23 protein-coding genes and 3 tRNA genes are annotated in these 24,215 nt (G+C 71.5%); 16 read left to right on the forward strand and 10 right to left on the reverse strand.

The annotated features are described in order from the left end of the window. Window positions 1-5: 5 nt before the first annotated feature. The 3 genes from ilvN to serA all read left to right on the forward strand — a co-directional run bounded on the left by ilvN (window position 6) and on the right by serA (window position 3,514). A complete protein-coding gene (ilvN, locus tag T398_RS07970) occupies window positions 6-521 on the forward strand; it encodes an acetolactate synthase small subunit (RefSeq protein ID WP_496445711.1) in 516 nt (171 codons plus the stop codon). A 59-nt stretch (window positions 522-580) separates the two neighbouring features. After that, window positions 581-1,594 (forward strand): ketol-acid reductoisomerase, encoded by a 1,014-nt coding sequence (ilvC, locus tag T398_RS07975; RefSeq protein WP_496445712.1) that lies wholly within the window; start codon window positions 581-583, stop codon window positions 1,592-1,594. Window positions 1,595-1,918: 324 nt separating this feature from the next. Next, complete coding sequence (gene serA / locus T398_RS07980) at window positions 1,919-3,514, forward strand: phosphoglycerate dehydrogenase (RefSeq protein ID WP_496445713.1); 1,596 nt, start codon at window positions 1,919-1,921, stop codon at window positions 3,512-3,514. A gap of 97 nt (window positions 3,515-3,611) precedes the next feature. Here the strand turns inward: serA and T398_RS07985 are convergent, their stop codons facing one another. Continuing rightward, window positions 3,612-3,968, reverse strand: coding sequence for a hypothetical protein (locus T398_RS07985; RefSeq protein ID WP_496445714.1), 357 nt, complete (start codon window positions 3,966-3,968; stop codon window positions 3,612-3,614). Window positions 3,969-4,295: 327 nt separating this feature from the next. Next, window positions 4,296-5,150: an FAD:protein FMN transferase gene (locus T398_RS07990; RefSeq protein ID WP_496445715.1), complete on the reverse strand. Its 855-nt coding sequence runs from the start codon at window positions 5,148-5,150 to the stop codon at window positions 4,296-4,298. Window positions 5,151-5,374: 224 nt separating this feature from the next. Here T398_RS07990 and T398_RS07995 point away from each other — a divergent pair, with 224 nt between their 5' ends. Next, window positions 5,375-6,406, forward strand: coding sequence for a 3-isopropylmalate dehydrogenase (locus tag T398_RS07995; RefSeq protein WP_496445716.1), 1,032 nt, complete (start codon window positions 5,375-5,377; stop codon window positions 6,404-6,406). Window positions 6,407-6,732: 326 nt separating this feature from the next. Continuing rightward, on the forward strand, window positions 6,733-7,830 hold the full coding sequence (locus tag T398_RS08000) for a branched-chain amino acid aminotransferase (RefSeq protein ID WP_496445717.1): 1,098 nt from the start codon (window positions 6,733-6,735) through the stop codon (window positions 7,828-7,830). A gap of 9 nt (window positions 7,831-7,839) precedes the next feature. On the opposite strand, the gene T398_RS08005 is transcribed toward T398_RS08000, so the two are convergent. Continuing rightward, the gene (locus tag T398_RS08005) at window positions 7,840-8,568 is read right to left on the reverse strand and encodes a tyrosine-protein phosphatase (protein ID WP_496445718.1); all 729 of its coding nucleotides are present in this window, start codon (window positions 8,566-8,568) and stop codon (window positions 7,840-7,842) included. 50 nt (window positions 8,569-8,618) lie between these two features. Further along, window positions 8,619-9,191 (reverse strand): ArsR/SmtB family transcription factor, encoded by a 573-nt coding sequence (locus T398_RS08010; protein WP_496445719.1) that lies wholly within the window; start codon window positions 9,189-9,191, stop codon window positions 8,619-8,621. A gap of 360 nt (window positions 9,192-9,551) precedes the next feature. On the opposite strand from T398_RS08010, the gene cimA reads away from it, so the two are divergent. After that, complete coding sequence (gene cimA / locus T398_RS08015) at window positions 9,552-11,177, forward strand: citramalate synthase (protein ID WP_496445720.1); 1,626 nt, start codon at window positions 9,552-9,554, stop codon at window positions 11,175-11,177. Here the strand turns inward: cimA and T398_RS08020 are convergent. Continuing rightward, window positions 11,146-12,087, reverse strand: coding sequence for an endonuclease/exonuclease/phosphatase family protein (locus T398_RS08020; protein ID WP_496445721.1), 942 nt, complete (start codon window positions 12,085-12,087; stop codon window positions 11,146-11,148). The genes cimA and T398_RS08020 overlap by 32 nt on opposite strands. A gap of 218 nt (window positions 12,088-12,305) precedes the next feature. After that, the gene (locus T398_RS08025) at window positions 12,306-13,106 is read right to left on the reverse strand and encodes a chymotrypsin family serine protease (RefSeq protein WP_496445722.1); all 801 of its coding nucleotides are present in this window, start codon (window positions 13,104-13,106) and stop codon (window positions 12,306-12,308) included. 410 nt (window positions 13,107-13,516) lie between these two features. On the opposite strand from T398_RS08025, the gene T398_RS08030 reads away from it, so the two are divergent. From T398_RS08030 to arfB, 5 genes are all read left to right on the forward strand, one after another. Further along, window positions 13,517-14,563: an AAA family ATPase gene (locus T398_RS08030; RefSeq protein WP_496445723.1), complete on the forward strand. Its 1,047-nt coding sequence runs from the start codon at window positions 13,517-13,519 to the stop codon at window positions 14,561-14,563. 26 nt (window positions 14,564-14,589) lie between these two features. Then, the gene (locus T398_RS08035; protein ID WP_496445724.1) at window positions 14,590-15,576 is read left to right on the forward strand and encodes a DUF58 domain-containing protein; all 987 of its coding nucleotides are present in this window, start codon (window positions 14,590-14,592) and stop codon (window positions 15,574-15,576) included. Then, window positions 15,573-16,532 carry a VWA domain-containing protein gene (locus T398_RS08040; RefSeq protein WP_496445725.1) on the forward strand — a complete coding sequence of 320 codons (960 nt, stop codon included), beginning with the start codon at window positions 15,573-15,575 and terminating at the stop codon, window positions 16,530-16,532. The genes T398_RS08035 and T398_RS08040 overlap by 4 nt, the downstream gene beginning before the upstream one ends. Before the next feature lie 50 nt (window positions 16,533-16,582). Beyond that, a complete protein-coding gene (locus T398_RS08045) occupies window positions 16,583-17,446 on the forward strand; it encodes a S1C family serine protease (protein ID WP_496445726.1) in 864 nt (287 codons plus the stop codon). Window positions 17,447-17,538: 92 nt separating this feature from the next. Next, the gene (gene arfB, locus T398_RS08050; protein WP_496445727.1) at window positions 17,539-17,964 is read left to right on the forward strand and encodes an alternative ribosome rescue aminoacyl-tRNA hydrolase ArfB; all 426 of its coding nucleotides are present in this window, start codon (window positions 17,539-17,541) and stop codon (window positions 17,962-17,964) included. A gap of 5 nt (window positions 17,965-17,969) precedes the next feature. On the opposite strand, the gene T398_RS08055 is transcribed toward arfB, so the two are convergent. Both T398_RS08055 and T398_RS08060 read right to left on the reverse strand, forming a co-directional pair. Continuing rightward, window positions 17,970-18,719: an alpha/beta hydrolase gene (locus tag T398_RS08055; RefSeq protein ID WP_496445728.1), complete on the reverse strand. Its 750-nt coding sequence runs from the start codon at window positions 18,717-18,719 to the stop codon at window positions 17,970-17,972. Window positions 18,720-18,865: 146 nt separating this feature from the next. Beyond that, on the reverse strand, window positions 18,866-19,747 hold the full coding sequence (locus tag T398_RS08060) for a 3-methyladenine DNA glycosylase (RefSeq protein WP_496445729.1): 882 nt from the start codon (window positions 19,745-19,747) through the stop codon (window positions 18,866-18,868). Between the two features lie 163 nt (window positions 19,748-19,910). Here T398_RS08060 and T398_RS08065 point away from each other — a divergent pair, with 163 nt between their 5' ends. Beyond that, the gene (locus tag T398_RS08065; protein ID WP_496445730.1) at window positions 19,911-20,414 is read left to right on the forward strand and encodes a hypothetical protein; all 504 of its coding nucleotides are present in this window, start codon (window positions 19,911-19,913) and stop codon (window positions 20,412-20,414) included. A gap of 36 nt (window positions 20,415-20,450) precedes the next feature. Here T398_RS08065 and T398_RS08070 read toward each other — a convergent pair whose 3' ends face one another. Further along, window positions 20,451-21,770: a hypothetical protein gene (locus tag T398_RS08070; RefSeq protein ID WP_496445731.1), complete on the reverse strand. Its 1,320-nt coding sequence runs from the start codon at window positions 21,768-21,770 to the stop codon at window positions 20,451-20,453. Between the two features lie 164 nt (window positions 21,771-21,934). Here T398_RS08070 and T398_RS08075 point away from each other — a divergent pair, with 164 nt between their 5' ends. From T398_RS08075 to T398_RS08090, 4 genes are all read left to right on the forward strand, one after another. After that, window positions 21,935-22,738 (forward strand): fumarylacetoacetate hydrolase family protein, encoded by an 804-nt coding sequence (locus tag T398_RS08075; RefSeq protein WP_496445732.1) that lies wholly within the window; start codon window positions 21,935-21,937, stop codon window positions 22,736-22,738. A gap of 102 nt (window positions 22,739-22,840) precedes the next feature. Continuing rightward, window positions 22,841-22,912 (forward strand) — tRNA-Gln (locus T398_RS08080). A 99-nt stretch (window positions 22,913-23,011) separates the two neighbouring features. After that, window positions 23,012-23,084 (forward strand) — tRNA-Glu (locus T398_RS08085). Window positions 23,085-23,373: 289 nt separating this feature from the next. Then, window positions 23,374-23,446, forward strand: a tRNA-Glu gene (locus T398_RS08090). A gap of 71 nt (window positions 23,447-23,517) precedes the next feature. Here the strand turns inward: T398_RS08090 and T398_RS08095 are convergent. Then, the gene (locus T398_RS08095) at window positions 23,518-24,204 is read right to left on the reverse strand and encodes an IclR family transcriptional regulator (RefSeq protein WP_496445733.1); all 687 of its coding nucleotides are present in this window, start codon (window positions 24,202-24,204) and stop codon (window positions 23,518-23,520) included. Window positions 24,205-24,215: the final 11 nt, after the last annotated feature.

Consider the following 24,215-nt stretch of genomic DNA (forward strand, 5'->3'; position numbering starts at 1 on the left):
CCACTGTGACCATGCATACGCTCTCCGTGCTCGTGGAGAACAAGCCCGGGGTCCTGGCCCGGGTGTCCGGGCTCTTCTCCCGGCGCGGCTTCAACATTGGCAGTCTGGCCGTGGGGGAGACCGAGAACCCGGATGTCTCCCGGATCACCATCGTGGTCAACGCCGACTCCTCTCCGCTGGAGCAGGTCACCAAGCAGCTGAACAAGTTGGTGAACATAATCAAGATCGTTGAGCTGGACTCCCAGGTGTCGGTGGCCCGGGAACTGCTGCTGGTGAAGGTCCGCGCGGACCGCAGCGCCCGCGGTCAGGTGCTGGAGACGGTGAACCTGTTCCGCGCCCGGGTCGTCGACGTCGCCCCGGAAACGCTGACCGTCGAGGCGACCGGCACCCCGGACAAGCTGGCCGCCCTGCTCCGGGACCTCGAGGCATTCGGGATCAAGGAGATGGTGCAGTCCGGCACGGTCGCCATCGGCCGTGGGTCCCGCTCCATCACCGCCGGTCCGGCGCTTCGGGCCGCCTGATCCGTACTCCACCAGATCTCCGACCGGCCGCCGGGCGCGGCCGTACGAAAGGGAAGTCCATGAGCGTTGAGGTGTTCTACGACGACGACGCCGACCTGGGTCTGCTTCAGGGCCGCACGGTCGCCGTGATCGGGTACGGCAGTCAGGGCCACGCCCACGCGCTGTCGCTGCGCGACTCCGGTGTCGCGGTGGTGATCGGTCTGCCCGCCGGGTCGAAGAGCCGGCCGAAGGCGGAGGAGCAGGGGCTACGGGTGCAGACCCCGGCCGAGGCGGCGGCCGAGGCCGACATCATCATGATCCTCGCGCCGGACACGGCCCAGCGCACCCTCTACACCGAGTCGATCGCGCCGCACCTCACCGCGGGTAAGGCGCTCCTGTTCGGGCACGGATTCAACATCCGGTACGGGCTGATCACGCCGCCGGCCGAGGTGGACGTGGCGATGATCGCCCCGAAGGGCCCCGGCCACCTGGTGCGCCGGCAGTACGTCGACGGCAAGGGCGTGCCCTGTCTGGTCGCCGTCGAGCAGGACGCCAGCGGTAGCGCGTTCGGCCTGGCCCTGGCGTACGCCAAGGCCATCGGCGGCACTCGGGCCGGCGCCATCAGGACCACCTTCACCGAGGAGACCGAGACCGACCTCTTCGGCGAGCAGGCGGTGCTCTGCGGCGGTGCGGCGGCGCTGGTGCAGACCGGCTTCGAGGTGCTCACCGAGGCCGGCTACGCACCCGAGGTGGCCTACTTCGAGTGCCTACACGAGCTGAAGCTCATCGTGGACCTCATGTACGAGGGCGGCATCGCCCGGATGCGGTACAGCATCTCGGACACGGCCGAGTACGGCGACCTCTCCCGTGGCCCCCGCGTCATCGACTCCCGGGTCAAGGAGCGGATGCGGGCGATCCTGGGCGAGATTCAGTCCGGTGAGTTCGCCCGGGAGTGGGTTGCCGAGGACGAGGCCGGCCGCCCCAACTTCGCCAAGTGGCGGGCGGAGGGTGCGGCGCATCCGATCGAGGAGACTGGCGGCAGGCTGCGGGCCATGATGAGCTGGGTGGACCGGCCCATCACCGAGACCGCCTGATCCAGGAAGCTCCCGGGCGCCCTGGTGCGGGGTTTGCCCGGGGACCGTGGACGCCCGTGACCTGACGCTCTCCCTCCCCGGCGTTGGGTCCCGGGCGTCCGGCGGTTGCGCTCCGGCGCCGACGACGGGTGCGCAGCTGGCCGTGCCGGGCGGTCGCTGTGAGGGCACTCACCCTGATCAGCGGGGCGCCGGCCCCGATCGGCCCCCTACGATCCCTGTCAGGTGCCGGTAGCCGGTACCTGACGGCCATGGCTGGATTGCGGGCGGGGCGCAGTGCTGCCCCCGCCGCCCGGCCGACCGCTATAGACGACATTTAGAGGACCAATGAATCCCGTCGTACTGATCGCCGAAGAACTCGCTCCCGCCGCCATCGAGGTGCTCGCCCACGACTTCGACGTCCGACATGTGGATGGCACTGACCGTCCGGCCCTGCTCTCGGCACTCGCCGAGGCGGACGCGGTCATCGTCCGCAGTGCGACCCGAATCGACGCTGAGGCGATCGCCGCGGCACCACGACTCAAGGTGGTCGCCCGGGCCGGCGTCGGCCTGGACAACGTCGAGGTGCCGGCGGCCACCACCCGCGGCGTCATGGTCGTCAACGCACCGACCTCCAACATCGTCTCCGCGGCCGAGCAGGCGGTCGCCCTCCTGCTGGCGGTCGCGCGGAACACCGCCAGCGCCAGCACGGCGCTGAAGGTGGGGGAGTGGAAGCGGTCGAAGTACACCGGGGTGGAGGTGCAGGGCAAGACCGTCGGGGTGGTCGGCCTCGGGCGCATTGGTGTCCTCTTCGCACAGCGGATCGCCGCGTTCGGTACCCGGCTGATCGCCTACGACCCCTACATCCAGCCGGCGCGGGCGGCGCAGCTCGGCGTCCGCCTCGTCGGCCTGGATGAGCTGCTGCGCCAGAGCGACTTCATCTCCATCCACCTGCCGAAGACGTCGGAGACGGTGGGTCTGATCGGGGAGAAGGAGCTGGCGATCGTCAAGCCCGGGGTGCGGATCGTCAACGCCGCCCGGGGTGGCCTCGTGGACGAGCAGGCCCTCGCGGACGCCATCGCCGAGGGGCGGGTCGCCGGGGCCGGCGTCGATGTGTACGCCAAGGAGCCCTGCACCTCATCGCCGCTGTTCGCCTTCGACAACGTGGTGGCCACCCCACACCTGGGCGCCTCCACGCACGAGGCGCAGGACAAGGCGGGCCTCGCCGTGGCCCGCAGTGTGAAGTTGGCGTTGCAGGGCGAGTTCGTGCCGGACGCGGTGAACGTGCAGACCGGTGGCGTGGTCGCCGAGGACGTCCGACCGTTGCTGCCGCTGGCCGAGAAGCTCGGCCGGGCCTTCACCGCGGTGGCCGGCGGGATCGCCGCGAGCGTGACCGTGGACGTGCGGGGCGAGGTGGTCAGCAACGACGTCTCGGTGCTCAAGCTCGCGGCGACCAAGGGGCTGTTCAGCTCGGTGGTGGAGGAGCAGGTCACCTACGTCAACGCCCCGCACCTGGCGGCCGAGCGCGGGGTCGAGGTGTCGCTGGTCACCAGGCCCGAGACGGCCGAGGAGGCGCTGCTGGTCACCATCCGTGGTGCCCTGCCGGACGGTCGGACGGTGAGCGTCTCCGGCACCAGCGTCACCGGTGCCCGGGACGTCAACAAGCTGACCGAGGTGGACGGCTTCGACGTGGAGATCGGGGCGGAGGGCATCCTGGTCTTTCTCCGTTACGCCGACCGGCCCGGTGTGGTCGGCGCGGTCGGCACCCTGCTCGGCGAGGCCGGCGTCAATATCGCCGCGATGCAGGTGGCCCGCCGGGAGGCCGGTGGGGAGACGCTGATGACCCTCACCGTTGACCAGGCGCTCGGCGCCGATCTGCTCACCTCGGTCGCCGGTTCGGTCGGTGCGACCTCGGCCAGCGCCGCCGACCTGCGGGAGGAGTGATCGCGAGCCACGGAGGGGCTCGGCCCGCCCGGCGGGCCCTCCGTGGCGTGGGGGCTCCCGGGCACGGGGCGGCGTGCCGGCTTGGTCGCCGGGAGGGTCAGCCGTCGGTGCGTTGGGGCGGCGGATAGACCGAGCCGTCCTGGACGTCGAAGAGCATCAGTCGGTGTTCGCCGGCCAGTCGCTCGATGTCCAGCAGCACCTGGTCCGCGCAGGTCGGATGCAGGTTCAGCTCGATGTGGTCGCTGGCGGTGTGTAGTGGTGTTGACGCCCAGGGGGTGTCCGCCAGGTCCGGTCGCTCCGGGTACGCGGCGGTGATCGCCCGATAGAATCCGACGACCCGGGGGTCAGGCTGGCGATCGGTGTGCTGGCCTGCTCGGCACCGGCGTACGGCTGTTCGTACGTCCTCGGGCGTTGCCCCGGATGTCAGAGCCCACACGCTTAGATCGAAACTCACGGCGGACAGCGTGCCAGTTGTCGGTTGCCAGGTCGAAGTCGCCCTTGCCCGAACAGTCCATCCTCCTGTCAGGAGAGTCGGCAGTAGATCCTCTTGCGTGGAGTTATGTCAATTCGCTAGCGTACCGATGCGGCTACTGGTTGATTCCGCGATGTGGATCCGTCTTCGGGTGACGAGGTTGACGTCCGGCCCTGCTGGTCCGCACCCCTCGGATGCGCGAGCCACGCGCAATCGTCGCTGACCGGCCCTCACGGTAGTTGCCGAGACTGTGGGGGCCGATCGTGACCCCGCTCCGGCCGGTGCGCGGATGGCGCCCCGGAGCGTCGATCAGCGGCGGTGAGCGTGCAGGGCGCGATAGTCCATTCCACTATGGAACCAGGCTAGGCCGGCCGGGCCGGCGGCGTAGAGCGCGGTGGCGTAGGCGTCGGCGACGGTGAGGTCCGGCCCGACGACGGTGGCGGCGATGAACTGGTCGGCGGGCTCGCCGGTGTGCGGATCCACCACGTGCCCCCGTCGTCCGGTTACCCCGGAGGTACCGATCGCGCCGGCGGTCATCTCCAACACCAGCGGTGTGTGGCGCCGGTTGGTGGGGTGGTGCACGGCGACCCGCCATGGTCCCCCGTGCGCGGCGTGCCCACGTACGACGAGGTCGGCGCCGGTGAGCACGGCGTAGTCGTGGATGCCCCCGGCCCGCAACCGGGCCGCGGCCTGTTCTACTGCCCAGCCGCCCAGGAGTCCTCCCGGGTCGAAGCCGCCGGGCACCGCCCAGGCGTCGAACCAGCCGTCGGTCGCGGCCCGCATCGCGGTGCAGCGGTCTACCAGGTCGGTCAGCGGCGGGTACGACTCGGGGCTGACCTCCCCCCGCCGTAACCGGGAGACCAGGCTCTCCGGCCGGTTCGGTCCGTAGGCCAGGTCGATCGCGCGTAGCTCCGCGACAGCGTCTCGAAGCACCGCGCTGACGCCCCGGCGGCCCAGCCAGTCCGGTGCGTTGAACAGCAACGTGTATTCGGCGATGGTGGTGCGGACGGTGTGCGTGACGGCGATCCGTTCCCCGGTTGCCGGACCTGCTCCGCCGACCCGCCGCTGGTTACCGCCGAGGCGAAGGTCCGGACGCGGCTGCGGGCGGAGTAGCGACGAGCCGCTCCAGTGGCTGCGTGGCTGTTCGTCGATCCTCATTCTCATCCCGCCTCCCGGCCGACGGCCCCGTTGCGCCGCGGTCTTGGTGTGGGCCCGGGTGTGTGGCCCGTAGCCCCGCTGCTGATCAGGGTAGGCAGCGGAGATCACCGCTGAATGAATGTCACCTGGAAGCCTCCTGTGCATTTTTTCCCGAATAGTGGAAGAGTCGTACCGATGCTCGGGACCGGGGCGTACGGTCGGAGCCGAGCGAGCGAGGCAGAGGAGTTGACGTGGCACGGATCGCGGTGGTCGCCGGGGACGGAATCGGCCCCGAGGTGGTCGCACAGGCCCGCAAGGTCATCGATGCGGTGCTCCCGAACGTGCAGGCCACCGAGTACGACCTGGGCGCCGCGCGTTACCACCGCACCGGCGAGGTGCTGCCCGACTCGGTCCTCGCGGAACTGGCCGGTCATGACGCCATTCTGCTGGGTGCTGTCGGTGACCCCAGCATCCCGGCCGGCGTGCTGGAGCGGGGTCTGCTGCTGCGGCTGCGGTTCGCCTTCGACCAGTACGTCAACCTGCGCCCCGCCCGGCTCTGGGCCGGCACGAGCAGTCCCCTCGGTGGCGTCAAGGCCGGCGAGGTCGACCTGGTGGTGGTCCGCGAAGGCACCGAGGGGCTGTACGCCGGCGCGGGCGGCGCACTGCACCGCGGTACCGCGGCCGAGGTCGCCACCGAGGAGAGCCTGAACACCCGGCACGGCGTCGAGCGGGTGATCCGGGACGCGTTCCGCCGGGCGGAACGGCGGGAACAGCGCAAGGTCACCCTCGTACACAAGACCAACGTGCTCACCCACGCCGGCTCGCTCTGGGCCCGTGCCTTCGCCGACGTCGCCGCCGAGCACCCGGACGTGACCACCGAATACCAGCATGTCGACGCCGCCGCGATGTTCCTGGTGACCCAGCCCCAGCGGTACGACGTGCTGGTCACCGACAACCTCTTCGGTGACATCCTCACCGACATCGCCGCCGCCACCACCGGCGGAATCGGGCTCGCGGCCAGCGGCAGCATCAATCCGGAACGCGCGTACCCGTCGATGTTCGAGCCGGTGCACGGCTCCGCGCCGGACATCGCCGGTCGCGGTCTGGCTGACCCGGTGGCAGCGGTCCTCTCCGCCGCGCTCCTGCTCGACCAACTCGGTCACGCCGAGGCGGCAGCCCGGATCACCGCCGCGGTGGCGGCAGAGCTGGCCGGGCGGGTGCCGGGTGCGCCGGTCCGCACCGCGGAGGTCGGCGACCGGCTGGCAGGTTTGGCGGCCGGCTGAACCATCAGCCGCCACCGCGCTCCGGCTGAACCATCAGCCGCCACCGCGCTCCGGCTGAACCGTCAGCCGCCACCGCGCTCGGGCCGTGAGCCGCCACCGCGGCCCGCGTTCGGTCACGGTGGGTAGGCGGTCGACAACCCGGCCCTCGTCCCGATGGGCAGCCGGGACGAGCCACCCGCACGGCGGTCCGGCGGCCGGTGTGCCAGTCGGAGCGGGCCACTCCCGATGCCGCTACCCGCTGAACGACCGTTCGGGGTAAGTTTGCTCGCACCAGCTCGGCACGCGGGGCCGCATGCCGTCGTCATCCATCCAGGGAGGTCAGCGCGATGAGCGATGGTGACAAGCTCGAGTTCGAGATCCGTCCGAATTCCGCGCCGGTATCCGCAGCGGACCGGGGCACGCTGCTGGCCAACCCCGGCTTCGGGCGGGTCTTCACCGACCACATGGTTACTGTCCGCTACGCCGCCGGGAAGGGCTGGTACGACGCCCGGGTCGAGGCGCGGGCGCCGATCCCGATGGACCCGGCCGCCGCGGTCCTGCACTACGCCCAGGAAATCTTCGAGGGCATGAAGGCGTACCGCACCGCCAGCGGCGGCGTGACGATGTTCCGGCCGTACGCCAACGCCGCCCGGTTCGCCGCGTCCGCCCGGCGGATGGCGATGCCTCCCCTCCCCGAGCAGGCCTTCGTCGACTCGCTGCAGCGGCTGATCGAGGTGGACCGGGACTGGATTCCCGAGGGGGAGGACGGCAGCCTCTACCTGCGGCCGTTCATGTTCGCCAGCGAGGTCTTCCTCGGGGTGCGGCCCGCCAACGAATACCTCTACGCGGTGATCGCGTCCCCGGTCGGTGCGTACTTCTCCGGTGGGGTGAAGCCGGTGACCGTCTGGGCCTCGCCGGACTACACCCGGGCCGCGCCCGGGGGTACCGGCGCGGCCAAGTGCGGCGGCAACTACGCCAGCTCGCTGGTGGCCCAGGCAGAGGCGATCGAGCACGGCTGCGATCAGGTCGTCTTCCTGGACGCGGTGGAGCGCCGCTTCGTTGAGGAACTGGGCGGGATGAACCTCTTCTTCGTCTACGACGATGGCACCCTGGTCACCCCGCCGCTGACCGGGACCATCCTGCCCGGCATCACCCGGGAGTCGGTGCTCACGCTCGCCGCCGCCGCCGGCCACCGGGTGGCGGAGCAGCCGATCGCCTTCGCCGACTGGCAGGCCGACGCGGCGAGCGGTCGACTGCGCGAGGTCTTCGCCTGCGGCACGGCCGCGGTGATCAATCCGGTCGGCGCGGTCCGCTCTCCCGACGGTGAGTTCCGCATCGGTGGCGGTGAAACCGGCCCGGTCACCACGGCCCTGCGCCAGCAACTCGTCGACATCCAGCGGGGCAAGGCCGCGGATCCGCAGAACTGGGTCCACCACGTGCTCTGAGGTTTGCGGCTACTCCAGCAGGTGGTCGCGGAGCGCGGCCACCTGGGCGTCGGTGACACCCGCGTGGCGCAGGTAGCCCTCGACCGTGCCGTAGCGGTCGCGCAGCTCGGCGAGGAACAGCAGCATCGCCTCCTCGGGACAGCCCAGCGGCGGCAGCGCCGGGTGCAACGTCTTGCCCGTCGTGGCGAACCAGGCCCGGAAGCGCTCGCCGGCCGCGGTGCTCAACGCGTAGTCGGTGGCGATCTCAGCGTCGGAGACGCCCAGCACGGCCAGGGTGAGACCGCAGACAATGCCGGTCCGATCCTTGCCGGCGACGCAGTGCACCAGGAGCGGGGCGTTGGTCTCGTCCGCGATCAGACCGATCGCGGCGGCCAGGCCGGCGGTGCCGGTCGAGGCCAGGTCGGCGTACCGGTCGGCGAGGTAGCGGGCCAGGTCGGCACCGGGTTGGTACGGGGTGTCGGCCCATTCGGCGTGCTCCGGGTGGATGTGCCGCCAGGTCAGCCCCGCAAAGTCCGGGATCCGGCCATCCCGGTCCACTTCGTCCGGTCGTCGTAGGTCGAGCACGGTGCGGACGCCGAACGCGGCGAACGCCGTCCGGTCGGCGCCGGCCAGCCGGTGCGGGGTGTCCGAGCGGAAGAGCCGGCCACTGCGGACGATGCGCCCGTCGTGGCCGGCGGGCCCGCCGACGTCGCGGAAGTTGAACAGACTGTCGAATTGAGTTACTTCAATGGGATCCACCCTGACACGGTAGCGGTATGACCCGGCGCCTGTGTCCCACCAATCTGGTGTCAGGTGGGTACCCCGGTCAGCAGGGTCTCGCTCGCATCGGTCCAGAAGTGCAGCACCAGGCGACCACTGCGCGACGCGTTCACCAGGCCGGCGGAACGCAACCGGCTCAGGTGCTGCGACACGGCCCCCGGGCTCAGCCCGGTGCGGTGAGCCAACTCCGTTGTGGACGCCGGCACCTCCAGTTCCAGCAGTAGTCGGGTCCGCGACCGGCCGAGCACGTGCTCGAGCGCCGGGACGGTTGCGGCTGTCCGCTTCTCCCACCGGGTCGCCACGCCCCGCGCGGGATAGGTCAGGGTAGGTTGCCATGGTGGCAGGGTGCTGGAGAAGACGGTCGGCCACCCGAACGCCGACGGGACGAGCAACAAGCCCTCGCCGCGGAGTTGGCGGTGACCGGTGAAGCGCGGGTGGGCGACCGAGAGTAGGTTGTCGCGCCAGCTCACGGAGGGGGCCAGGTCGGCGAAGAGGCTTACCGCGCCCCCGTTGGCCAGTTTTCGGGCTCGGTGGACCACGTCGGCCGCCAGCAGGCTGGGTGCCGTTGGCGTGGTTCCCATCCGGTCCGGCTGAACCGGCATCGGTTGCTGCGGCTCCGCGCTGAAGCGTGCGTGCCGAAGGTGTCCCACCGATCACCCTTTTCGGGTCATGCCCGGTGGGATGGCCGAGTACGTGTCGCCGGCGGGAAGGCCGCTCCGCGGAACCAGCGGGGAAGGCCGTTCGTGCGCCGCACGTGGTTCGGGTGTGTCGAGGCCGACGAGCTCCGAGCGTCGTCCCGGAATGCGGATTCGGCTGCCCCGCCGGGCCCGTGCCTGGCACAGTGAGCTCTGTGCACCACACCGTCCTGATTATTCGCCGTTAGCGCGCCGGCCTCCGTCCGCCGAGCGCGCAGACCTCCCACGTTCGTGGGGGGTCTTTTTGTTGCCGCAGAGAGGATCCTGATGACCTTCCAGGTCTATGACACGACCTTGCGTGACGGCGCCCAGCGCGAGGGGCTCAGCTACACGGTGGCCGACAAACTCGCGGTGGCCCGGCTCCTCGACGAGTTCGGGGTGGGCTTCATCGAGGGAGGGTGGCCGGGCGCGGTACCGAAGGACACCGAGTTCTTCCGCCTGGCCCGTACCGAACTCGACCTGCGCCACGCGGTGCTGGTGGCCTTCGGTGCCACCCGGCGCCCCGGCCGGCAGGCCGACGACGACCCGCAGGTACGCAGCCTGCTCGCCGCCGAGACCCCCGCCGTCACGCTGGTCGCCAAGGCGGACCTGCGGCACGTGCGGGGGGCCCTACGCACCACCGCCAACGAAAACCTGGCGATGGTCCACGACACCGTGACGTACCTGGTGACGCAGGGGCGGCGGGTCTTCGTCGACGGGGAGCACTTCTTCGACGGCTACCGCGACGACCCCGGGTACACCTCGTCGGTGGTCGAGGCCGCACTCGCCGCCGGTGCCGAGCGGTTCGTGCTCTGTGACACCAACGGTGGCATGCTCCCGTCCCAGGTCACCGCCGTGATCGCCGACCTCACCGCCCGGCTTCCGGTGGCGCCCGAGCAACTCGGCATTCACACCCAGGACGACACCGCCTGCGCGGTCGCCAACACCATCGCCGCGGTGGAGGCGGGCGTGCGGCACGTGCAGGGCACCGCCAACGGGTACGGCGAGCGACCCGGCAACGCCGACCTCTTCGCCGTGGTGGCGAACCTGCAACTCAAGCTCGGGCTGCCGGTCCTACCCGAGGGCTGCCTGGAGCAGATGGTGCGGGTGTCCCGCGGCATCGCCGAGCTCGCCACCATGGCCCCCGACGACCACCAGGCGTACGTCGGGGCGGCGGCCTTTGCCCACAAGGCGGGGTTGCACGCGAGTGCGATCAAGGTGGATCCGTTGTTCTACAACCACATCGACCCACAGCTGGTGGGAAACCGGATGCGCATCCTCGTCACCGAGATGGCCGGCCGGGCCAGCATCGAACTCAAGAGCCGGGAGCTGGGCCTCGACCTGGCCGACCACCCGGAGACGCTGAGCCGGGTCACCAAGCGGGTCAAGGAGCTGGAGGCCGAGGGCTGGTCGTTCGAGGCCGCCGACGCCTCGTTCGAGCTGCTGGTCCGCTCCGAGCTGCCGGACGCGGCGCCGCCCCGACCGTTCACGCTGGAGTCCTACCGGATCCTGGTCGAGCACCGCGAGGACGGCGCGGTGGTCTCCGAGGCGACCGTCAAGATCTGGGTACGCGGCGAGCGGGTGATCGCCACCGCGGAGGGGAACGGCCCGGTCAACGCGCTCGACGAGGCGCTGCGCGCCGGTCTGGTCGCGCACTACCCCGAGCTGCGCGACTTCGAGTTGGCCGACTACAAGGTGGGGATTCTGGCGGGCAGCCACGGCACCGGGGCGGTGACCCGGGTGCTGGTGGAGACGTCGGACCACGGCGGTCGGGACTGGACCACGGTGGGTGTGCACCCCAACGTGGTGGAGGCGAGTTGGGACGCGCTGGTTGACGCCCTGACCTACGGGCTGGACCAGGCTCGGGGCGGACGGTCCGGGTTCACCCAGCCGGCGGGAGGCGCAGGTCGGTGAAGACCGCGCGGTGGTCGCTGCCCGGGATCGCGTACACCGCGGCGGCCTGGACCGCGATCCGCCGGTCCACCAACACGTGGTCGATGGTCACCGGCGGAATCAGACCACCGTCGTACGGCCCCCACGTGCCGGTGAGCCCGGTTCCGGCAGCGTCGGCCGCGTCCACGTACCCGGTGTCCAGCAGGGCGCGCAGCGGGGCGTGGTCGAGGGTGGCGTTGAAGTCGCCGGCGAGGATGCGGAGCTGCCCGTCCGGGGTGGCGGGGGGCTGGGCGGCGAGGTCCCGGCGCCAGTTTCCGACCTGGTCGATCGCGTACGGGGCGGCGGGGTGCACCGACTCGACCTGGACCGGCGCCGCCGCCGGGACGGCGACGGTTCCGTACGCCTGGAGGAAGCCCCAGCCGTTGCTGCTGTGCCGCACGCCGCCCGCGCTGATCGGGTAGCGCGCGTACAGCCCGGAGCCGGGGGTCCCCTCGACGGGGTGTAGTTCCCGGTACGGCAGGAGCTGGTCGAGCCCCAATCGATCCAACTCGGCCGCGATCGCCGGGGTGAACTCCTGTACGGCCAACACCTCCACCGAGTGCCGGCGGACGAGGCCAACCAGCGCCTCGGCGTCGGCGGAGCCGGCCAGCAGGTTGGCGGTCAGCAGCCGTACCGGTGGGCCGGTGGCGGCCGGCGGGGTGGACTCGAACGTCCGCGGTGCCACCACGGCGACCAGGGCCAGGGTCGCCGCCGCCGCCACCACCGCCGGCCGCCAGCATCGCAACGCGAGGAGCAGGATCAGGGGGAGCAGGCTGCCCGCGGCGGCGTACGGGGTGAAGGCCAGCAGCTGGACGAGGGGCCCGTGGTCGAGGCCGAGCAGGCGTACCGCGGCCCAGGCGGCACCCGGTGTCACGGCCAGCCAACCGGCCACGGTCAAAGTTGTCGGCCGCCGAAGGGGGGTACCTGTCTCCGCCACGAGCGCAGCCTAGCTAGTACTGCAACGGCAGTAGGCGAATCGGGTCTGTTCGCCCTGCCGCCGCGGCGCCGCTCGGCTTCGCCGTGGCCTGACCCCCGCGCTGGCGTGCTTCGTGCTCGGCCAGCGCGGGGGCCCTTCTCGCTTCTTCCCCGCCACGCACCTACCCCGGGCCGTCAGGAGACGAGGTGGAATCCTGCGCCGACGCCGCCCACCGCGTTCATCTCGTCGATGATGCTCAGGATCGGCGAGCTGTGCTGGAGGCCCCACGCGTTGCCTACCAGCGTCTGGCCGACGACGACGGGGGCGCCGGAGTCCCCGGACCAGGTCCAGACGAGGTGGGTGAACCAGATGCCGTTGGTGCCCAGCCGTATGCCGCAGGTGAGACCGGTCCTATGCCCCTGTTTGCACATGCGGGTTCCGGTGGCGGGTGGGGGTCCAATCGCGGTGATGGTCACCCCGCCGACGGTGCTGGTGGGTGTGACCCTGGTTTCGTCCAGAAGTATCACCGCGAAGTCCAGACCCTTGGGGCCGGTGTTGAGTAGGTTGTTGGGCGTACTGACGTAGGTCACCGTGCCGATGGGGCCGGTCGTCAGGTCCGGACGGCTCTGCTCGACCGGGGCGGGGGCGGCCGCCGTCCCGGCCGGTGAGGAGTCGAGATAGACCTCTTCGCCGACCAGTTTGTTGCCCTCGGTGTCGATGAAGCAGTGTGCGTTGGTCAGGGCCACCAGATTGCCGGTCCCATCGCGGCCGACCGCGGTGAGAGTGCAGACGCCGAAGCTGGTGGGCGCCTCCGGGGTCGGATGGAGCAGGAAGATGATGCCGTTGCCGCCGCCGACGGGTGTGCGCGTGGTGGCGGTGTTCGCGGACGGTGCCATGAGCGTCGGCGTCGCCTGCGCGGGCGTGGCGGCCGCTCCGACGACGACCGTCAGCACGGCTAGTCCGCTCAGCAGTTTCGCCGCTTTCCTGACGAACATGGCCCGACGGCTTGGCTTGTCCGTGGCTCTCACCATCGAGCCTCTCGATGTAAATGAACGAGTCATCCGGCAAGTGTCGCGGCGGGAACCGGCGCCGGGCCTGCGCGCGGGCCGGTCATTGCTGGCCTACGCCGATGACCAGCACGTTCGTCGGCCGAATGTCCGGGTCGGGGGGTCACGTCGGCGGGCGCGTGGGTGGCGTTAGTCCGTGGTCAGCTGGGTAGCTTCCGCTGCATCCCATCCCCAGCCTGCTCCGCCAGGGGTCCAGCCGTTCCAGCCCGCGCCGAAGCTGTCGAAGTCCTTGGGCGTTCGACGGGTTTTGTCCAGTATCAAGGAGAATTATCGGTAGTGGGCTTTCCAGTGCAGTAAGTCCGACGTTTGTCCGCCGTCCGACGCGGGAAGCAAGCACCGTGACGGACATCTCGGACACCTTGGCCCCCGAGCCCAGCTCGGTCGATCCCGACGCAGCTGGCACCGAGCTACGACAGACTCTCGCCGAGGTCCAGCGCGTGATCGTTGGGCAGGACCGGCTCGTGGAACGCCTACTCACCGCGCTGATCGCCGACGGACACTGCCTCCTGGAAGGGGTGCCCGGCGTCGCGAAGACACTTGCCGCGCAAACCCTCGCCACCGTGGTCGGCGGCAGCTTCTCCCGCATCCAGTTCACTCCCGACCTGGTTCCCTCCGACATCGTCGGCACCCGCGTCTATCGGGCGTCCCGGGAGACATTCGATGTCGAGCTGGGTCCGGTCATGGCCAACCTGGTCCTCGCCGACGAGATCAATCGCGCTCCGGCGAAGGTGCAGTCCGCGTTGCTGGAGGCGATGGCCGAACGCCAGGTCTCGATCGGCGGGCGGAGCTGGGAGGTCCCGGCGCCGTTCCTGGTGTTGGCCACCCAGAACCCGATCGAGTCCGAGGGGGTGTACCAGCTACCGGAGGCGCAGCGAGACCGGTTCCTGATGAAGGTGACGGTGGACTACCCGAGCGACGCCGACGAACTCGCCATCCTCTACCGGATGAGTAGCGACCGGCCGACGCCCCAGCCGGTACTCGACCCGCAACGGCTGCTCGCCCTCCAGGCCCGGGCGAGCCGGGTCTTCGTGCACCACGCGCTCGCCGAGTACGTGGTTCGGCTGATCCTGGCCACCCGGGACCCGAGCCGGTTCGGCCTGCCCGACGTCGCCCCGCTGCTCGCCTACGGGGCGAGTCCCCGCGCCACCCTCGGTCTGGTCGCCGCCGCCCGAGCCCAGGCCCTGCTGCGTAGCCGGGAGTACGTGCTGCCCGAAGATGTCCGCGAGTTGGCGCCCGATGTGCTTGCCCACCGGCTGGTCCTCTCCTTCGACGCGGTCGCCGACGGAGTGTCGGCCGAGTCGGTCATCCGGCGGCTGGTCAACGCGGTACCGCCGCCCCGGGTCGCCGGGGTAACCGACGCCGCGCCCAACCTGGTGGCGGCGTGAGGTGGCGCGGTCGGCCCGCTGGCCCGGTGTCGCCGGACCCCGGCCTGGCCGACCTGGCCGGGGACCGGCGGCTACGCCGGCTCGAGCTGGCCGTGACCCGGCGGCTCGACGGCCTGCTGCACGGCCGATACCAAGGGCTGCTCCCCGGGCCGGGCAGCGAACCAGCCGGCAGTCGGGAGTACCGGCCCGGTGAGGACGAGGTCCGCCGGATGGACTGGGCGGTGACCGCCCGGACCACCGTGCCGCACGTACGTCAGCTCGACGCCGACCGGGAACTCACCACCTGGCTCCTGGTAGACGCCAGCGTCAGCATGGAGTACGGCACGGCCGAACTGGACAAGCGGGAACTCGCGGTGGCCGCCGTCGCGGCAGTGGGCTTCCTCACCGCCGGGGTGGGCAACCGGCTCGGCGCGTCGGTGCTCACCCCGACCGGGCTCCGCCGCCACGCCCCCGGCAGCGGCCGTACCCATCTCTTCGGGCTGCTTCGAATGCTGCTGGCCGCTCCCCGGCACGGCGGGTACGACCAGGACACCGCACCGCTCGCGCCCCCCGACCTGGCCACCGCGCTGGATGGCGTACGCCGGGTGGCGACCCGCCGCGGGCTGGTGGTGGTGATCTCGGACTTCCTGGATGGCCTGCCCGAATCGCCCGGGCAGCCCGCCCCCTGGGAACAGCTCCTGCGGCGGCTCGCCGTTGCGCACCAGGTGCTCGCCGTGGAGGTAACCGACCCGCGGGAGTGGGAGCTGCCCGACGTTGGCCTGGTCACCCTGATGGACCCGGAGAGCGGCCGGCGGCGGGAGGTCTGGACCGGCGACCCCGGGCTGCGCCAGCGGTACGCCACGGCGGCTGCCGCCCAGCGGGACCAGGTACGCCAGGCACTACGCCGTGGCGGGGCGGCGCACCTGCCGCTGCGGACCGACCGGGACTGGGTCGCCGACATCGTGCGGCACGTGCACCAACAACGCCGGCTGGCGACCGTCCCGGTCCCCGCCGGGAGGGGAGGTAGCGGGTGATCTGGCTCTCGCCGACCCGGCTGTGGCTGCTGCTCGCCGTGCTCGGGCTGGCCGTCGGCTACGTCCTACTACAGCGTCGCCGGAGCCAGTACGCGGTGCGGTTCACGAACCTGCGGCTGCTGGACCGGGTGGCACCACAGCGACCGGTCTGGCGCCGGCACGTGCCGGCCGGGCTCTTCCTGGCGATGTTGGCGTTGCTGGTGGTCGGCTTCGCTCGGCCCACCGCCGAGGTGCGGGTTCCCCGGGAACGGGCGACCGTGATGGTGGCGGTGGACGTCTCCACCTCGATGCTCGCCGGGGACGTGGAGCCGGACCGGCTCAGCGCCGCCAAGGAGTCGGCCCGTCGCTTCGTGGAGGGTCTCCCCGACGAGTTCAACGTGGGCCTGGTCGCCTTCGCCGGCAGCGCCGCCGTCCTGGTGCCGCCGGACACCGACCGGGAGGCGCTGGACGAGGGGATCGATCGGCTGCTCGAGGGGGCGACCGGGGTGCAGGGCACCGCGATCGGAGAGGCGATCAACACCTCGCTCGGAGCGGTGAAGGCGCTGGACGGGGAGGCGGCGACGGACCCGCCGCCGGCCCGAGTCGTGCTGCTCTCCGATGGGGCCAACACCTCCGGCATGGATCCGATGGAGGCGGCGGCCGACGCGGTGGAGATGGAGGTCCCCGTGCACACCATCGCCTTCGGCACCGCCTCCGGCTACGTGGACCGGGGTGGTCGGCCGATCCAGGTGCCGGTGGACGGGCAGACCCTCGACGCGGTCGCCCGGGAGACCGGCGGGCAGTTCCACGAGGCGGTCAGCGTCGAGGAGTTGCGAGCGGTATATGACGACATCGGCAGCTCGGTGGGGTACCGCACCAAGCGACAGGATGTCTCGGCCCGGTTCATCGGCCTCAGCCTGGTCTTCGCGCTGGGAGCGGCGGCCGGCTCAATGCGTTGGTTCTCCCGCCTGCCCTGAGCCGCCGGGTGGCTGGGTGCGGGCGGCCGATCGACACGAGGAGCGTGGGTATGGCAGTGCAGAGCGGGCTGGGCGAACCGCGTGGCCCCTGGTTCATCTCGCCCGAGCTGGGCCCGGAAGGGCGACCCTGGCCAGACCAGTCCGGCTGGGCCCGGGCGGGCGGGGCGCACCGCTGGCAGCACCGGCTGCTGCTCGGGTTGGCGCTGGTGGCCATCTCCAGCGTCTCCGGGGCCGCGGCCGGTGGCCTGGTGGCGAGCCAGGACGGGCCGCCCGGGGCAGAAGCCGCCTCGGCCGCGCCGGTCCCGGCGGAGCTGGTGACCGCCGCCGAGCAGACCGTCCCGGGAGTGGTCTCGGTGCTGGCCGCCGGCGACGACGGCGCCTCCGCGACCGGCTCCGGCTTCGCCGTCGACGACGAGCAGCACATCATCACCAATGACCACATCCTGGCGAAGGGGGGAACTGGTTCGGTGACGGTGGAGTTGCCGGACGGGCGACGGTTCGCCGCTGAGGTGGCGGGCCGGGAGCCCGGCAGTGACCTCGCGGTGTTGCGGATACCGTCGTCCGCGGGTCTGACGGCGTTGCCGCTGGCCAAGCCGGGGACGACCCGGGTCGGTGAGCCGGTGCTGGCGGTGGGCTCGCCCCTGGGCCTCGCCGGCACGGTGACCGCCGGCATCGTGAGCGCCGTGGACCGGCAGGTGCGCCTCGGTGACAACCGGCACACGGCGGTGCAGACCGACGCCTCGATCAACCCGGGGAACTCCGGCGGGCCGCTGGTGAACGCGCGCGGTGAGGTGGTCGGGGTGAACACGGCGATCGCCACGATCGACGGCAACGGCTCGATCGGGATCGGGTTCGCCATCCCGATCGACCAGGTTCAGCAGACCGCCGACACGATCATCGGTAAGGGGGGCTGAGGCCGGCGGGGCCGGACCCCGGAAACGATCCGCCGGCCCGGTGTACCGGCCTGCCCGGTGCGCACCGGGGCCCAGGCGCTAGCCTCGGAAGCGTGGACAGTGGGCTGCGGGTGCACGATCGGTGGGTGGTGCCCGAGGCCGAGCTGCGGGAACGCTTCTCCCGGTCGTCCGGGCCCGGCGGCCAGGGGGTCAACACGACCGACTCCCGGGTGGAGTTGAGCTTCGATCTGGCCGCCGCACCGGGGCTCCCGGAGCCGCTGCGCGCCCGGGCCCTCGACCGCCTCGCCGGGCGACTCGTCAACGGCGTCCTCACCGTGACCGCCAGCGAGCACCGCGCCCAACTCGCCAACCGGGAGGCCGCCCGGGAACGGATGGCCGCGCTGCTCCGCGCGGCGATCGCACCGCCGCCGAAGCGTCGTCGCCCGACCCGGCCCTCCCGCGCGGCCAAGGAGCGTCGACTGGCCGAGAAGAAGCGGCGGTCCCAGCGCAAGCGGGACCGCCGCGTTGACGGCGACTGACCGGATCAGCCGGGTCGGCCAGTGGGCGGCGCCGCTTCGGCGGCGCCGGTCACCGGCGGCCTCAGGTGCCGGGTGAAGAACCGGACGGCACTGTCCAACTCGTGTTCGGGGAGCCGGTCGCCGTGCCGGCCCGGGTTGGCGTGCAGGGTTTTGTCGGCAGAGCCGAACGCGTCGAAGAGGGCCACACTCTGCTCGCGTGGCACTCGCTCGTCGTCCCACTGGACCAGAAATTCGATCGGTACGGTGATCTGTGCGGCGGCTTCCCGGAGCGCCGGGGCCGCGGCGCCACCCAGGCCGAGCACTGCCGCGCGGACCCGGGGCTCGGCGGCGACGAACGGAACGCCGAGCCCGCAGCCCAGCGAGATGCCCCAGTAGCCGACGGGTCCGCATTCGAGGTGGTCCAGGGCGGCCTGCCACTCCCCGACGGTCTGCTCGGCGACCCGGGCGTGGAAGGCGGTGAGCAGTGGGGCCAGCTCTGCCCCGGAGTCGGCGCGGGTCCGAATCTCGGTGGCCATGCGCTGGTAGTGGTCGTCGGTCGGGCGGTCGCCGTGGTTCGGGACATCAACCGAGGCGACCGCGAAGCCGCTGCGTACGAAGTGGTGGGCACGGTGGAGGACGGCGGGGTGGGTTTTGTGGTGACCACCGCCGTGGCCAATGAGGATCAGGGGGCGACCGGCGGTGGTGGGGTCAGTCTCCGCGGTCCACCGGACCGCGGGAACGCCGTTGACGGAGAAAGATTCCTCGCGAATGGACATGCCGATTGGGGCCTTTCACGGGTGCCTTGTGCGGGCGCTCCCTAGGCCATGCGGGGGAGGGAGTCCCGACCTGTTCCAGCGTTGATCGGACTCACCTCCTCAGGCAGTGGTCAGGCACGGCGGTGGCTAAGTTAGCACATCTGTCCCTACGTGTCGCACCGGTCAATCGCGTCGAGTAGCCGGGTGCGCAGCCGGGCGGCCCGTTCGGCGAAACCGCGCTGGGCGGCCGCGTACTCCACCCGTCCCGGTGGGGTCTCGACCGCAACCGGCGGGTAGCCCAGGGCAGTCAGGTCGTACGGCGAGGCGCGCATGTCGAGGGTGCGGACCTGCCCCGCCAGCTTGAAGCACTCCGCCACCAGCTCGGACGAAACCAGCGGGGAAAGTTTGTACGCCCACTTATAGAGATCCATGTTGGCGTGCAGGCAGCCGGGCTGCTCCAGGTCGTGCTGGCTGTCCCGGGTCGGCTGGAGGAGGTTCAGCGGCCGGGCCGGCGCGGTGAAGAAGCGGTACGCGTCGAAGTGGCTGCACCGCACTCCCCGCTCCTCGACGACCGTGGCGACCTGCGCCGGGCTCATCCGCAACGGCCAGGCGTTGTGCCGGACCTCGTCCTGGGTCTGCCGGTAGACCATCGCCCACTCGTGCATTCCGAAGCAGCCGAACTGCGGCGGTCGGCCGGCCGTGGCCGCCAACAGGGTCCGGATCCAGGTGATCGATTCGGCCCGTCGGGCGCGTACCGCCGGGGCGTCGAGGGTGGCGCCGGCGGCGCCGGCGCGGTAGTCCGCCCCGAAGTCGGCCGGGTCCGCGTCGCGCAGCACCACCCCCGCGCCGGGATGCCAGCGGCGGAGCCGGGCCGGCCGGTTGGAGTAGTAGGTGAAGAGGAAGTCCTGTACCGGATGCTTCTCGCCCCGGCGGCGGCGGGCCAGGTGTGGGGCCAGCCACCCGTCGATCCGCTCCTGGTGCGCCCGGCGTCGGGCCTGCCAGGTCGGCAGTTCGAGCACGGTCTCCGGTGGGGGTGAAGCGGCGGTCACCCGCCCAGGGTACGGCTGCTTTCGCGCTCCGGTTCGGGCACGTCAGCCCAGGACCGGCCGGCAGGCGGTCCCCAAGAAGTGCGAGAAAGGGCGGACACCGGTCCTTCGGGTGCCGACCTTTCTATGCTCGATCGGTGGCGAGTCGTAAAGGGGCCGACGTGCGATGGTAGCGCCAGATGCTTATGTGGCGACGGTCCGGCAACGGCTGGTGGCCGACGGATGCACGGTGACCGATGAGCGCCTCGGTGCGGCGCCGGTCGTGGTCGGCTACCGGTCTCAGGTGCGGCTGCTGGCCAGGATCCACGTCTTCACGGTCGTCGCGACGATGCACCGGGTGCAGGAGCGTGATCTGCGGACCTTCGTTGATGACGTGGTGCGGCTCGGACTGGACCGCAAGGGCCAGTGGCGCGGTGTGCAGTCGGGCGTCCTCGTGCTGCCGGTCCTGGTGACGGAGGCCGCCGCTCCCGCGGCGACGGCGTTGACCCAGCAGGCGTACCGGCTGAATCTGTCCGGCTTCGGGGCGATGGCCCAGCCGGCCGTCGTGGATGTCCGGGCCGGCCGGGTCTGGACCTTCCGGGGGACCCGGATCTGGGGTTACGCCTACAACTCGTTGATCAAGAAGAAGTACCAGACGTACCTGCCGGAGCCATCGGCTGAGGCCAGCTGAACGGCCCGAACGTCACGACTGTGGGCCGGACCGGCGTCAGGGCACGTCCACCCGAACGCCGGCGGAGAACACCCCACTGCGTAGCTCGAGTTGGGTTGGTGGCTGCTGGCCGGGCACCCGGAAGACCAGCGGGAGGACCATTCGGCTGCCGCCGGCCAACGGCTTGGCGAACACGTCCCGACCCTGGTTCACCCGGCGGGTCGCCGGCTCGTCGGTGTTGACGAAGTTACCGTCGGCGAGGTACGCCCGCTGGAGTTGACCGTGCCAGCTCTGCTGTTCCGGGGTGCGGTTGTGGACCCCGACGGTCGCGGCGCAGGTGTGTGCCGCCGAGGCCCGCTGGCAACTGATCCGGTAGACAGTGAACTCGAACGCCGCCTCGCGGAGCGGCTCCCCGACCGCCCCTGCGGCTGCGGTGCCGATCCAGGCGCCGCTGCTGGGATGGGAGTCGGTGTCGACGGCGGTGGCCTTCCGGGTGGCGGTCCAGGCCGCCGCGCCCACGGTGCCGGCCAGTACCACCGCGGCGACCGGGATGAGTAGCCAGGTCGAGGGCCGGCGGCGGCGTGCCGGAGCGGTCGGTGCTGCCGGTCGCGGATAGATACTTCCGCGACCTTCCGGCTGGGGCCGCGGGACCTGCGTCGGGCGCCGCCGCCGCTGCCAGGTCCACCAGCCGCCGACGGCGAGCGCGGCGAGCCCACCGAGGCCGGTGAGCAGTGCAGCCGGCCGCTGCCACACCGGTGGTTCCGGCTCGGCCGCCGCCGGCGTTGGCGCGGACTGCCAGGTCGCGGTCGCGCAGTCGTACGGGCGTTCGCCACCGGCGGCGAAGGCGCAGGCGGGCGCGGTCAGGGGCGCACCCGCCGGCCCGGAGAGCTCGGTACGGAGCGTGGTGGTACTCCGGGCGGGCAGCCGCAGATTCCAGGTGACCTCTGTTCCGGCCGTACCGCCGTGGTGGCTGGGACGGCCGCCGTCGGTGATCGAGGTCGCCGAGGTGCCCGGCGGGAGTTCCTGCCGGACGGTGGTGGAGATCGGGCGGTTCCCGTCGTTGCGGACCTGGATCCGGTACCTCGGTGCGGCGGTGTTCTCCGGCGCGACTTGTACGGTGACCGGCGGCTTCGGTGGTGGTACCGCCGCCCGGGTTGGGCTCGGCAACGCCGGCGGCGCGGCTGGCCGGTCCGGCCCCGCGGAGGGCTCCGCGGACGGCTGGCCGGCCGGCGCCGTGGCTGCCGCGGGCGGGGCCGACGGTCGGGCGGCGGGCGGCTGTGCGGCGGCCGGGCCGGGTAGCGCCGGCACGGCGGCGAGGATGCCGAGGCAGTAGACGAACCCGGCGAGGGCCCTGTGGTGTCGTGTCGATGCAGGCATACGAACGAACCTCCGGAGCCGACGTTAGGGCGGTGTCACGCCGGGCGGTAGGAAGTGGCGAAGCCGGGCCTCGGCGGGTGGTGATGGCGTAGGGTGCGCGGCGCGCCACGCGGCATCCGACCTGCGGCTGCGCCCGGGCGCCAGGCCGGGGATAGATTGTCCCGGTGCGTATCGCTCGTTTCGCTCATACCAAGGGAATGTCGTTCGGAGTCGTCGAGGGGGAGCCGGAGGCGGGTCCGCAGGGGCTGACCATCGCTGAGGTCGAGGGGCATCCGTTCGGACGGATCACCTTCTCCGGCGCCCGGTGGGCGCTCTCCGACGTCCGTCTGCTCTCGCCGATCCTGCCAAGCAAAGTTGTTTGCGTCGGCCGTAACTACGCCGAGCACGCGGCGGAGCACGGCGCCGAGGTGCCCCAGGAACCGTTGCTCTTTCTCAAGCCGTCCACCTCGGTGATCGGGCCGCGGGACGCGATCCGGCTGCCGGCGCTGTCGAAGCAGGTCGAGCATGAGGCCGAGTTGGCCGTGGTGATCGGGGCACCCGGTGCCCGGCGGGCCGATCGGGCCGCCGCTGCCCGCGCGGTCTTCGGCTACACCTGCGCCAACGACGTCACCGCGCGGGACCTGCAACGGGCGGACGGGCAGTGGACCCGGGCCAAGGGCTTCGACTCGTTCTGCCCGATCGGCCCCTGGATCACCACCGGCCTTGACGTCGCCGACCTGGAGATCCGGTGTGAGGTGGGTCGCGATCCGGAGGAGATGGAGGTCCGCCAGCTGGGCCGGACCCGGGACATGGTCTTCGACGTGCCGGCCCTGGTGTCGTACGTCTCACATGTGATGACGCTGCTTCCCGGTGATGTGATCCTGACCGGCACGCCGGCCGGGGTTAGTCCGCTCGTGGACGGGGATACGGTCACCGTGTGGATCGAGGGGGTCGGTGAGCTGACGAACCCGGTGCTGCCGGCCAGCTGATCCGATGCGAGGTTTCTGCAGCTCAAGCGCGTTCTGTCGGGGGCGATTTGGCCCTGCGGCGGGGGGAGGGTAATGTTTGTGCCCGGCGCTGCGAGGCGCCGATGGGGTATGGGGTAATTGGCAGCCCGACTGATTCTGGTTCAGTTAGTCTAGGTTCGAGTCCTGGTACCCCAGCGCTGTCCCGGCTCGGTTGAGTCGTGACCGCTGGTTCCAGCGGAGGTTTCGCCTCTGTTGGAATGCTTCCCACCCGCTGGGTGGGAAGCATTAGGTTCTGGCCCCGTCGTCTAGCGGCCCAGGACGCCGCCCTCTCAAGGCGGTAGCGCCGGTTCGAATCCGGTCGGGGCTACAGAAGCGGTGTGAGCCCGTCCCGTTGTCGGGGCGGGCTTTTCCGTTTTCCGGACCGGGTTAACCGATCACCTCGGGCCGGGTTCGTCCCGGTGTCCCGGACCGGTTTCGTCCGGCATCGGGAGGGTTGCCCGGCGTGGGTGCACCGCCCTGTCCCGGGGTGCACCGCCCCGTCCCGGGTTGTCCTGCCCCCGCCGTGGGCTGTCCTGCCCCCGCCGTGGGTGGTCCGGCCGGTGCCGGTAGACTATCCCCCGTACCGCTCAGTTGAGTGGTTGTTCGGGAAAATTCCTGGCCCCGTCGTCTAGCGGCCCAGGACGCCGCCCTCTCAAGGCGGTAGCGCCGGTTCGAATCCGGTCGGGGCTACTCATCCGCAACAGGCCCGGCTCGCCATCGCGAGCCGGGCCTGTTGGTTTCGGTCACCAAAGGCCGGTGGGCTACAGGCCGGAGAGCCGCTGGCCGGCTCGGACCACCGCCATCGCATGGCGTTCGCCGGGACGGCGGCCGAGCCGTTCGATGGGGCCGCTGACGCTGACGGCGGCGATCACTCGTCCGGTGCGATCCCGGATCGGCGCGGAGACGCTCGCCACCCCCGCCTCCCGTTCCGCCACGCTCTGCGCCCAGCCGCGGCGGCGGACCTCGGCGAGCGCGCGACCGGTGAACTTCGAACGGGGCAGGAGCGGCATGACCGCCTCCGGTGGCTCCCAGGCCAGCAGGATCTGCGCCGCGGAGCCGGCGATCATGGGTAGTACCGAGCCTACCGGCACGGTGTCCCGCAGGCCGCTGGCCCGCTCGGCGGCGGCTACGCAGACCCGCTCGTCGGCCCGGCGCAGGTAGAGCTGCGCGCTCTCCCCGGTGGCGTCCCGGAGCGCGCTGAGTAGGGGCTCGGCCGCGGTCAGCAGCACGTCGGGCGCGGCGTTGGCCAGCTCACCCAGGCGGGGGCCGGGGCGCCATCGTCCCTGGGTGTCGCGTACCAACATTCGGTGGATCTCCAACGCCTGCGCCAGTCGGTGTGCGGTTGCCCGGGGCAGCTTGGTGCGTTCAACGAGTTCGGCCAGGCTGGCGCCGTCCACGCAGGCGGCCAGGATGACCACCGCCTTGTCGAGAACGCCGACACCGCTCATACTGTGTCCCA

This window comes from Salinispora goodfellowii (genome assembly GCF_059570675.1).

Excerpts from the sequence above, each read along its gene's own strand:
- ilvC (WP_496445712.1), top strand. The coding sequence starts at position 581 with ATGAGCGTTGAGGTGTTCTACGACGACGACGCCGACCTGGGTCTGCTT.
- T398_RS07990 (WP_496445715.1), bottom strand. The coding sequence starts at position 5,150 with ATGAGAATGAGGATCGACGAACAGCCACGCAGCCACTGGAGCGGCTCG.
- T398_RS08045 (WP_496445726.1), top strand. The coding sequence starts at position 16,583 with ATGGCAGTGCAGAGCGGGCTGGGCGAACCGCGTGGCCCCTGGTTCATC.
- T398_RS08000 (WP_496445717.1), top strand. The coding sequence starts at position 6,733 with ATGAGCGATGGTGACAAGCTCGAGTTCGAGATCCGTCCGAATTCCGCG.
- T398_RS08070 (WP_496445731.1), bottom strand. The coding sequence starts at position 21,770 with ATGCCTGCATCGACACGACACCACAGGGCCCTCGCCGGGTTCGTCTAC.
- serA (WP_496445713.1), top strand. The coding sequence starts at position 1,919 with ATGAATCCCGTCGTACTGATCGCCGAAGAACTCGCTCCCGCCGCCATC.
- T398_RS08010 (WP_496445719.1), bottom strand. The coding sequence starts at position 9,191 with ATGCCGGTTCAGCCGGACCGGATGGGAACCACGCCAACGGCACCCAGC.
- cimA (WP_496445720.1), top strand. The coding sequence starts at position 9,552 with ATGACCTTCCAGGTCTATGACACGACCTTGCGTGACGGCGCCCAGCGC.
- T398_RS08065 (WP_496445730.1), top strand. The coding sequence starts at position 19,911 with ATGGTAGCGCCAGATGCTTATGTGGCGACGGTCCGGCAACGGCTGGTG.
- T398_RS08025 (WP_496445722.1), bottom strand. The coding sequence starts at position 13,106 with ATGTTCGTCAGGAAAGCGGCGAAACTGCTGAGCGGACTAGCCGTGCTG.
- T398_RS08095 (WP_496445733.1), bottom strand. The coding sequence starts at position 24,204 with ATGAGCGGTGTCGGCGTTCTCGACAAGGCGGTGGTCATCCTGGCCGCC.
- T398_RS08055 (WP_496445728.1), bottom strand. The coding sequence starts at position 18,719 with ATGTCCATTCGCGAGGAATCTTTCTCCGTCAACGGCGTTCCCGCGGTC.